Source organism: Mesorhizobium kowhaii (assembly GCF_003253745.1).
GTDB classification, from domain to species: Bacteria; Pseudomonadota; Alphaproteobacteria; order Rhizobiales; family Rhizobiaceae; genus Mesorhizobium; species Mesorhizobium kowhaii.
The window spans coordinates 1-9469 of the sequence record NZ_MZXV01000054.1; the positions used below are offsets into that span (position 1 = coordinate 1).

10 protein-coding genes and 2 pseudogenes are annotated in these 9469 nt (G+C 59.7%); 3 read left to right on the plus strand and 9 right to left on the minus strand.

Going from position 1 to position 9469, the window contains the following annotated elements:
* Positions 1-319 precede the first annotated feature (319 nt).
* Together B5V02_RS42780 and B5V02_RS24800 are read right to left on the minus strand one after the other, a co-directional pair.
* A complete protein-coding gene (locus B5V02_RS42780) occupies positions 320-532 on the minus strand; it encodes a hypothetical protein (RefSeq protein ID WP_425374417.1) in 213 nt (70 codons plus the stop codon).
* Between the two features lie 396 nt (positions 533-928).
* Positions 929-2179, minus strand: a complete 1251-nt coding sequence (locus B5V02_RS24800; RefSeq protein ID WP_111546706.1) for a cyclopropane fatty acid synthase — start codon at positions 2177-2179, stop codon at positions 929-931.
* A gap of 169 nt (positions 2180-2348) precedes the next feature.
* Between B5V02_RS24800 and B5V02_RS40795 the strand changes: the two genes are divergently transcribed.
* The gene (locus tag B5V02_RS40795; protein ID WP_167458653.1) at positions 2349-2513 is read left to right on the plus strand and encodes a hypothetical protein; all 165 of its coding nucleotides are present in this window, start codon (positions 2349-2351) and stop codon (positions 2511-2513) included.
* 54 nt (positions 2514-2567) lie between these two features.
* On the opposite strand, the gene B5V02_RS42525 is transcribed toward B5V02_RS40795, so the two are convergent.
* A complete protein-coding gene (locus B5V02_RS42525) occupies positions 2568-2855 on the minus strand; it encodes a recombinase family protein (protein ID WP_342633878.1) in 288 nt (95 codons plus the stop codon).
* Position 2856: 1 nt separating this feature from the next.
* Positions 2857-3588 (minus strand): annotated as a pseudogene (locus B5V02_RS24810) (terminase gpA endonuclease subunit); the annotation flags it as partial.
* Between the two features lie 1108 nt (positions 3589-4696).
* Here B5V02_RS24810 and B5V02_RS24815 point away from each other — a divergent pair.
* Positions 4697-5554, plus strand: a pseudogene (locus B5V02_RS24815) (alpha/beta fold hydrolase).
* A gap of 160 nt (positions 5555-5714) precedes the next feature.
* Here B5V02_RS24815 and B5V02_RS24820 read toward each other — a convergent pair.
* The 5 genes from B5V02_RS24820 to B5V02_RS24835 form a co-directional block, all read right to left on the minus strand.
* Complete coding sequence (locus B5V02_RS24820) at positions 5715-6002, minus strand: hypothetical protein (RefSeq protein ID WP_146606145.1); 288 nt, start codon at positions 6000-6002, stop codon at positions 5715-5717.
* Between the two features lie 97 nt (positions 6003-6099).
* The gene (locus tag B5V02_RS24825) at positions 6100-6465 is read right to left on the minus strand and encodes a response regulator (RefSeq protein ID WP_111546709.1); all 366 of its coding nucleotides are present in this window, start codon (positions 6463-6465) and stop codon (positions 6100-6102) included.
* Entirely contained in the window at positions 6458-7510 is a 1053-nt protein-coding gene (locus B5V02_RS24830; protein ID WP_208647135.1) for an HWE histidine kinase domain-containing protein, read from the minus strand. Before B5V02_RS24830 ends, B5V02_RS24825 begins: the two co-directional genes overlap by 8 nt.
* Before the next feature lie 652 nt (positions 7511-8162).
* The gene (locus tag B5V02_RS40800) at positions 8163-8324 is read right to left on the minus strand and encodes a hypothetical protein (protein ID WP_167458654.1); all 162 of its coding nucleotides are present in this window, start codon (positions 8322-8324) and stop codon (positions 8163-8165) included.
* A 51-nt stretch (positions 8325-8375) separates the two neighbouring features.
* The gene (locus tag B5V02_RS24835; protein ID WP_111546711.1) at positions 8376-8873 is read right to left on the minus strand and encodes a YciE/YciF ferroxidase family protein; all 498 of its coding nucleotides are present in this window, start codon (positions 8871-8873) and stop codon (positions 8376-8378) included.
* A gap of 277 nt (positions 8874-9150) precedes the next feature.
* Between B5V02_RS24835 and B5V02_RS24840 the strand changes: the two genes are divergently transcribed.
* The coding region (locus B5V02_RS24840; protein WP_146606146.1) for a catalase at positions 9151-9469 on the plus strand (319 nt) is incomplete at its 3' end.

The following is a 9469-nucleotide window of genomic DNA, read 5'->3' on the forward strand; positions in this document are numbered from 1 at the left end:
TGCCAGACGAACAGTCGAGACCGTCTGCGAAGCCATCGGTCAGATCCTCGGCACCGTCACTTCAACCGAATGCAGAAATTACTTCACCGAGGCCGGGTATGTACCAACCTAAATTCATCCCGCTCTAGAGCGTCCGGCCGGTGTGCATCATGGCCCGCGCAATCGCAAGCTGCGTTTCCGTCCTGGCGTTTTCTTTCTGGGTCATGTTGTCGGCGGACATCAGCCGCTTCAGCGCCGCAAGGTCTCGCCTCGCGTCCAACCCACTTCCAACATGCAATCGACAATGGCCTGAACCCCCGGTTCCATGGCCTCCTGGCAATCAAGCGAGCGATCGGGGTAGTCGTCCTGATGCTTTGGCGGATAGATCATCTTGCCTCTGCAAATAGCGGTCGCCTTCTGCCCGGTGTTCAAGGCAAAACCAGTGCGACGGTTGTCTCTGCCGGGCGAAGCCGAACGGCGCGCGCTTGCTGCAACCAGCAAACTCGCAGGTATGGTTTTCGATCCGCGCTCGCTCTCGCGGAACTGCCGTCATGCCTTCGGCAAGTCTTGTTGGTTCGTCGCTCAACCGCTCCGGCTGCCGCGTGAAATCTCGTCGGGAGATCGGCGCGTTGAGGCAGCGACATGAGCGAACTATGCGCCTTGTCGTGGCATCGGTCTATGGCTTTGGCTCGCGACTAGCCTTCCCCACTCGGCGCACTCGCGCCGATGGCCCCGGATATATCTTTCAGCCGACGGAACGTTTGTACCAGCCCGGTGTTACCAGCATGATCCCCGCATAGGGATCATAAAGGGCCTTGCCCCTCTTGGCCCTAGTTTGAGTCCGCTGTCTCCCCGGCAGCGGACCCGATGCATTTCCTTAATTTCCGCAGCCCACGGCACTTGCCGGCGCCACCGATATCAGGAATACATTCCTCGTCCGGCGAGCCCTTCAATGGAGATCGCCATTCGAGTGGGCCATCGCGTGCAATTCCAGCAGCTTTTCGCATCTTGCCATGTAGTCGCGATTGGTCGGCAGCTTGTAATTATTCCTGGTGAGCTGGATCTGGAAGACGACAAGATCCTGCCAGCGGAACGCGGCTTCGGACGCGGCCAGATAGAACTCCCACATGCGGCAGAAGCGTTCGTCATAGATGGCTTTGGCCTTGTCGCGATTGGCAGCGAAGCGCTGGCCCCAGTGTTTCAGCGTATCGGCATAATGCAAGCGCAGGATTTCCACATCGGTGATGACCAGTCCGGCCTTCTCGATGGCTGGCACCACTTCCGACAGAGCAGGGACATAGCCGCCCGGAAAGATGTGTTTGCGAACGAAGGCGCTAGTTGTCGAAGGAGGGCCGGAACGGCCAACCGTATGAAGGAGGATGACCCCATCCGGGTTCAGCAGCTCTGCGCATTTGGCGAAGAAGGTGTTGTAGTGATTGACACCGACATGTTCGAACATGCCGACCGAGACGACGCGGTCGAAACGCTCGCCAAGTTCCCGGTAGTCCTTGACGTCGAACCGAACGCGACTTGCCAGTCCTTCTGAACGCGCCCGGTCCGTCGCGGCCGCGTGCTGTTCCCTCGACAGCGTCACTCCCAGGACATCCACCTTGAACGACCTGGCGAGATAAAGACCAAGCCCGCCCCAGCCGCATCCGATATCGAGCACCTTGAGATCGGGCTCCAGTTGCAGCTTGGCGGCGATGTGGCGTTTCTTGGCCGACTGCGCCTCGTCGAGCGTCATTTCCGGTCTTTGGAAGTACGCGCATGAATACTGCATGTCGTCGTCGAGAAAGAGCCGGTAGAGGTCGACCGAAAGATCGTAGTGAACTGCGACATTGCGGCGTGAACGCCGGGTCGTATTGATCTGCTGGAAGCGTCGGAACGCGAGCCGCACCCCGTCGATGGCCTTGGTCCAGGCCGTATCGATACCGGCATCGCCGATATTCTGGAAGACGATACGCATCAGCCCAAGTACCCCGCCTTCGGGAATATCGACTTCGCCGCGCATATAGGCTTCCGGCAAGGCGAGCATCGGATCGAAGGTGATTGCCCGCTCGGCCCCGAGGGTCTTGATGTGGATGTGCGCCGGCGCTCCTGTGCCATCCCCAAACGAGTCGATCATGCCATTCGGCCCGGAAACACGCAGGCTTCCCTGACGCACCAGACTCTCGAGAACATGACGCAGCAGTATATTCATGACATTCGACCTCACATGTTCTGCCAAGCCGGCCGACTAAACATGCACTCAAGCTAATGGACGCGCAATCCTGAGCCTTGACGTCGTAACAGGAGGACAATCCCCTCCAGGCCGCCGCCGTTCTTATGCACGGCCGGAACCCATCCGGTCTCTACTTAGGCCAGACTCGATGCCTCGCGGCGCCGACCCACTCGTCTATGTAATGACCGCTTGGACCGGCCATGTGCATGCCCACGACGCGCCGGCAGGCTGGTCATATCCGACCGAGTGCCGCGCCGAACAGGATCGCCGGGAGGTCGCAGACAATGCGATCGGCGAGGAGCATGAAGGCTAGGTCATCCAGAGCACCAGGGAGTTTGTTGGCTACCACGACAATCGGGTGAAAGATTCACCTGACGGCATTTCCATTGGTGCAGCGTAGAGAGCTCCGAGCACACCCGCACGGTATGCCTCTTTGTGCCGCCGAAGGGGCTTTGACGCAGCAGGACTGCTCCCCTGGGTAATTCCCCCTATAAAGGAGGTTCGCAGGAGATGACCGCGCCAAGATGTTGCGGACATTCGACACCTGCCACTGGCCATTGCGCGCTGTGCGAACGCCGCGATTGTTCAGCGCAATTGCCAGGCCACGCAGGCTGGCGTCCCGGGGAGATCCATCGGCATCGCAGAGACTGTTGATGTCACTCCATCCAGCGGCTCAGGCGAACCCGCCTAATCCTCCGCGTGGGGTGCCGGTTTTGGGAGCGCGTGTTTTGAATGTTCGAAACTGAGGTCAATGATGGCGCCGTGGCTGCGGCAGTCGGCGTCGGCGCCAGCGCAGCGACGTTCTTGCCGACCTGCGCCTCGAGGTCCCGCCAGGTCGATTCCGGCCATCTGTCGGCACCGATGATCCAGGCAGCGGCGCGGGCATAGACGCGGCAGTCGAGAGCTTCATTGCGTTCGCGAAGCTTCTGCCATTCCAGGCGTGAGAAGCCACGCCTGGTGCGCACCGTGACCAACTGCTCACCGACGAACTGCTTGCACCACTCGCTGTCCACCCAGGAGGGGAGATGGACAGCGCCTGCCGCATGTCTGGCACCGGCCTCTAGCTCCTCGTCCGTTGGCCGGGGCAGGCGGAAGCGATAGGTCTCGGCCTTGAAGGTGGAGCCATCGACGGTCCACAGCTTTGCACCGCGCCGCAGGCGCTTTCCGTGTGAAGTCGCATCGACAAAGGTTGGGCCGGTGACGGGGCTTGCCCGATTGAAGTTTTCGACACCCTTGACCGGAGCGACATGCGCCAATCCCGCCCTGCGCGCCCAGGCATAGACGGCCGGCGCCTGGTAGCCGGTGTCCATCGCCAGCCGCAAGATCCGCATCGCCTTGCCGCACGCACTCGACCAGGTGCGGCCAAGCACCTGATCAAGCGCCTTCCAGCAGGCTTCGCGCCTCTGGCGGAGGACGCGGGCCGATCAGGGGTACGGGCCCCGATCCAGCAGCAATATCCGGGAGATATCGCTGCCACTATGACTCTTTAGCGTAGGCTAAAGTTCCTGACGACTACGAAAGGATGATGACTTACCGACCAAGCCGCTACCGACACGGTTCAGGCAAGGACGAAGCCGGCCAAAAGGACCGCAAGGACGAGCGAGAGGGGTACGGCAAGAAGCCAACGAGCCTCCAAAATACTGGTGTGCGGATTGTCCATGAACTCATTGCCTCGTGATTTATTTCTCCGCGCTATAACGGAGTGCGGGACCAAGAGGTTCCGGGTTCGACGATCACCTTCACGGTTTAGTACCAGCGTCCACGGCCGTAGAAGCCGCCGCCGCCTACCAGAAAAACAATAAGAACGATAACCAGAATTGTGGTGATATTCATATGCGCCTCCTATGAGCGCGCCCGGCGGTACTCGCCGTTCGCCGCTCTCGCCCTTGGCAGGGCGTCACTTGAGCCTGTCACTTAACGTCAACCAACGTTCGCCACGGCATTCTTGTTCCAATGGACGGACCAAGCATGGGCCGCGCAACGGGACCGCCCGCTTCCCACCTCGGCTGGAAAGGTTTCGGAAACCATGCGGGGGACCTTTGAGGAACCACCGGCCTCTCGATTTCTTTAGCTGCATGAAGCAACCTGGCGCCCTCGGAATGGAAGATCACGACCTCACCGTTTCAGCCGGTGAATCGCCCGAACAACCATCTCTATCCCCCGATCAAGCGGCTGAAGGTGATTTCGGCGGGCCATTTGGATATGGGCATCCTGCTCACAAGCCAGATCCATTTGCCACTTACACGTTTTCGGCCGGGGCGGTTCGTCCTCTGCCGATCCAAAGCCAGAGAAGACGGCGATAGCCGGTTGGCCAGGACGGGTCGGGCTCCACCGCTCCAAAGCACCTCAACAGCAAGGCGGATTGTCTCTTCCTAGCCATTGCAGGGACAGTGCAGGCAGCATCGCTCTTGTTCGACACGTGGCCGATCAATAGCGCGGACCTAAAGCCTGACGTTGGATGTGGTACCTCCGACCACAGCCAAGGTTAGCACCTTGATGTTCGAAGGTTTCCGACTTGAGACAATCCAGCTGCCCGAGGCGACGCTTCGGGTCAGGCACGGCGGCTCAGGACCACCGGTCCTGCTTCTGCATGGCCACCCTCGTACGCATGCCACCTGGCACCGTGTTGCGCCGCTTCTCGCCGAAAACCACACGGTGGTTTGTCCAGATCTCCGCGGCTTCGGGCAGTCTTCGATTCCCGAGGATAGCCACGACCATGCGGGTTCATCCAAGCGTGCGAAAGCGAGAGACTGTGTCGCGCTCATGCGCCATCTGGGTTTTGACCGCTTTGCCGTCGTCGGGCACGATCGCGGAAGCTACACCGCTTTCCGGACGGCGATGGATCACCCGTCCGCGGTAACGCATCTCATCGTTCTGGACGGAGTTCCCATCCTGGAAGCGATCGAGCGATGCGACGCCCGCTTCGCTACCGAGTGGTGGCACTGGTTCTTCTTTGCCCAGCCCGACAAGCCGGAGCAGGCGATCATGGCCAATCCCGAAGCCTGGTATGGCGGCTCCGCCGATCAGATGGGCGCTGAGGCGTTTGCGGACTACAGAGCAGCAATTTTCGACGCTCGTGTCATCCATGGGATGGTCGAGGATTATAGGGCAGGCCTCTCAATCGACCATCTGCACGACGCGGACGACCGAAGGGCCGGCCGGTGAGTCCAATGTCCCACCATGGTTCTATGGTCGATACTCGATGATCTGGAACGGCTTTATGGGGTTCTCGGTGTATGGCGCCCGTGGACGACAAGCCTGCAGGGGAGAGGCATTGCCTGTGGACACCACATGGCTGAAGAAGCGCCAGTGACGCTCGCAGCGGAAATCCTGGCTTTCTCAAGTTTCATCTAGAGCACGAACCCATAAATTTAGGCGCGTCGGCGGGTGTCCGCGTTGATACGTATGGCGGACTCAGGTCAGACATCACGCGAAATCCGAAAAGCGGCAATAGCCGACATCACCACGCACGGCTCGAATGACAAAATAGACCGCCAACTAAGACGGCCTACGATCATGCCTGCCGTGTCGGCGCTGGTGACCGGGCGGGCTCCTGGTCCTCCACGCTGTTTTCGTTCACTTGGAAAGCTTTGCCCTCAGGCTTCGACTGGTTGCGCTTGTCGCTGGACTGCTGTGGGTGCGCTGGTGAGCGAGCGGGCTCTTGGTCTTCCACGCTGTTTTCATTCACTTGAAAAGCTTTGCCCTGAAGCTTCTGCTGGTTGCGCTTGTCGCCGGGCTTCTGCTGTGGTTGGCGCTGTTGATTTTGCGCGGTGTTATTGTTCACTTCGAGTTCTTTCGCCATCGCGTCCTCCGTTGCTAGAGGACAACGCCCGCCATTGCGGTGGGTTCCAGGCACGATGGCCATACGCCCGCCAAACAATTGAGACTTGCCTCCGCGATCAGCCAGAAAGAAGGCGCTCGAGTTTGCTGCTGAGCTCGTCAAAGCTGAACGGTTTGCGAAGGACGGCACGGTCGCTGAAGCCTTCGCGCATGTCGCGACCGCTGTTGCCAGTCGAATAGATGAACGGCACACCGCGCTCGGCAAGCGCGTCGGCCACGGTATTGCTGTCGTCGCCGTCCAGATTCATGTCCAGCATGGCGGCATCGAAAGTCTGCGCTTCGATCAGGGCGATGGCCTGTCCGATCGTGGCGGCTGAGGTCACGGACTCGCATCCAAGATCGCCCAGCATGTCCTCAATCATCATCAGGACCAGAATTTCATCTTCGACAACGAGGAAGCGCCGGCCAGAAAGCAGTTTATCCATCGCGAATTCCCGGTACCGGAATGTTCATCGTGCAGATCAACCCGTCCGGGCGATAGTCGAGTTGCACAGTGCCTTCGAGTTCGTGGGTCAGGCCGCGCTCGATCACGCGCGAGCCGAACCCTTTTCGCAGCGGTGGCGTAACCGGCGGACCGCCCTGCTCTCGCCAGGACAGGATCAACCTACGGCCATCGGGCGTCGGCTCGATCGTCCAGTCGATCCGGATCGAGCCCTTGTCGTTGGAAAACGCACCGTATTTCACCGCGTTGGTCGCGAGTTCGTTGAACGCGATGCCAAGAGCCAGCGCCGCCCTTGTCGAGAGTCGGATGTTCTCGCCTGACATCACTAGGCGCTCCGCCCGTCCGTCGGTGACGCCGAACGGCTCCAGGGCATCGTGGAGCACATCGAGCAGTCCGGCGCTGTGCCAATTTTCCCGGGTCAGCAAATTGTGCGATCGGGAGAGCGCAAACAGCCGGGACTCGACGGCTTCGCGGATTGCCCGCGGGTCGGAATTGGCTCGCGATGCCTGCCAGACGATCGACTGCACCGTTGCCAGCGTGTTCTTCACCCGATGGTTCAGTTCGTCGATGAGCATTTTGGATTGCGCCTGCTCCTCCTTGTGTTTGGTCAGATCGACGAAGGAGGTAAAATACTGGACGATGGCGCCGCTCTTGTCCTGGACAGGACTGGCGAAAAGGCCCGCCCAGAATTCGCTGCCATCCTTGCGCCGGTAAAGGATTTCCGCACCCGTCTCTGCATTGGCTTCGAACTCCGCCTTGATACGTTTCAGCGCCCTGGCGTCGGTGCTGTCCGCCATTAGGAAATTGAACGTTTGACCGAGGACCTCTTCCCTGGCGTATCCGGTCAAGGCGAGGAAGGCGTCATTGGCAAAAATGATCGGATTGCCGGGTTCCTTTGCATCGGCGAAAACCATGGCCATTCGTGTTGTCTCGGCGGCAACCACGAACGGGCCAAGGTCGTCGTGAAAGCCCTCGACTTCGGCTTCGGCGTCCTCCTGCTCTTCGGACTTGTCAACTATGCTGGACATGTTGAGGATCCATCTCGCCCGCTAACCCGTGGCGACGCCGTTCGTCTCCAACGGCTTCTTTGGTAGCTCGCTAGGGGGCGAAAGCGCGATCGACTCTTTCAATCGCCAGCGCCCATATACAGGCTGACGACCCTTGCTTTGTACGCGTCCGACAGTCGGTTAGCGAGTCGTTCCGTCGCCGAGTTGCGGCCTGTTGCGGCATCTCGGACAACCTGATCACGGCTCGCTGGAACGATTGGTCAGAGCCGGCGTTCCTTGACTGCTGCGGACCGTGTCAACCGGGCGTGGCGGCACGGTGAACAGGATGGTTTTCCCGGTTTCATATCCTGGCCAAGGAATGGCAATATCATCTGTCCCGCCCGGTCTGCAGCATCCAACATCGTTGGAACGGATCGGTCCAGTCGCGATTGGCCCGAATTGAGCGGTCGTTACCATCGAGACATCGGCGCGAAATGCGGCTCTTTGAATTCCGCCGGCCGGCCGTTCAATAGGTTGAGCGCCCTCGGTATGTCTCCATGTACCGATCGATGGCGTCATAGTGTTCCCGGAAGGTGTAAGCGAGAGCTGTGCGTATCGCAACGCCACCCACAATAGCCAGGCCTGGCCTGCGCGCGCGGGTGGCTCACTCGTTTTGAGGTCGGGAAATCAAAGCTCAGCCCTCGTCTTTGGTCTTCCGAGCTTCCTGTTCGCCCATCTCCTTGCCGTGTTCCTTAGCAAGCTCTTTGGCCTGCTGTGGGGAGACATCTGTCTGCTCGGCGATGCGCAAAGCTTCTTGGTCGGAAATGCGATGGTCTTTGGATGGGGTATTGGCCATTGAATATTCTCCACATCGAGGCCCGCGTGGTTCGGCGGGCCTCGTGTTACGTCAGGCTGCTTCTGCTTGCTGGTTGACGACCGAGGTGGCGATTCCGGTGAGCGCCTCGTCGGTCGCCTTTTCTTCCTTCAGTGTCGCTTCAAGAAGCGCGACGGCTTCCTTCAGGCCAAGCTCTTCGGCCCAGGTGCGCATCGTGCCGTAGCGTGAAATCTCGTAGTGCTCGACCGCCTGCGCGGCAGCCAGAAGCCCGGCGTCAAGCGCTGGCGAACCCTTGTATTCTTCCATGATTTCGGCGCCCTCGTCGGTGATGCCAACGATTGCCGCACAGGTCTTGCCCTGCGGCTTCTTGCCGATGATGGCGAACACCTGTTCGAGGCGGGCGACGTGACCTTCGGTTTCGCTGCGATGCTTCACAAAAGCGGCCTTCAGGTCCGCACTCTGGGCTGCCTTCGCCATCTTGGGCAAGGTTGCGAGAATTCTCTTCTCGGCAAAATAGATGTCTTTCAGCGTGTCGTAGAACAGGTCTTCGAGCATTTTCTGTTTGGCCATTGTATTCTCCTGTAGCGTTGACCCTCGGATGAACAATGAGCGGTCGGACGAATTGTTCCGCGCTGAAAACAATCGATCGAGAAGCCTCGCCAAGCCTCGCCACCGAACGGCGGGCGACCGCCTCACGCTACTGGCCCGCGTTGCCTTTCCAGGGGACCGAGCAGGCTCTTCTTTTGCCAAGACCCCTGCGGACACAACTTAAGAACCGGTCGGAACCTCATGGCGTCGTGGCCATTGTGAATGAGTGCGCCAGCCGAACTCTTTGAAGGAACAAGCCATGGCCAAGTCTCCAAGCCGCAATGCCGGCAGCCAAGCCGTCATTCATGACCAGAAAATGGTTCGCGGCGAAGGAGGCGAGCTTCACCAACATGCCAGTGGCTCCATTCCTGTCCTCACCACCGCCCAGGGCGGACCGGTGTCGGATGATCAGAACTCATTGAAGATCGGCGCACGCGGTCCCACGGTCCTCGAAGACTTCCATTTCCGCGAGAAAATTTTTCACTTCGACCACGAGCGGATCCCCGAGCGTGTCGTCCATGCTCGCGGCTACGGCGCCCACGGCTATTTCGAAACCTATGAATCTTTGGCCAATTACA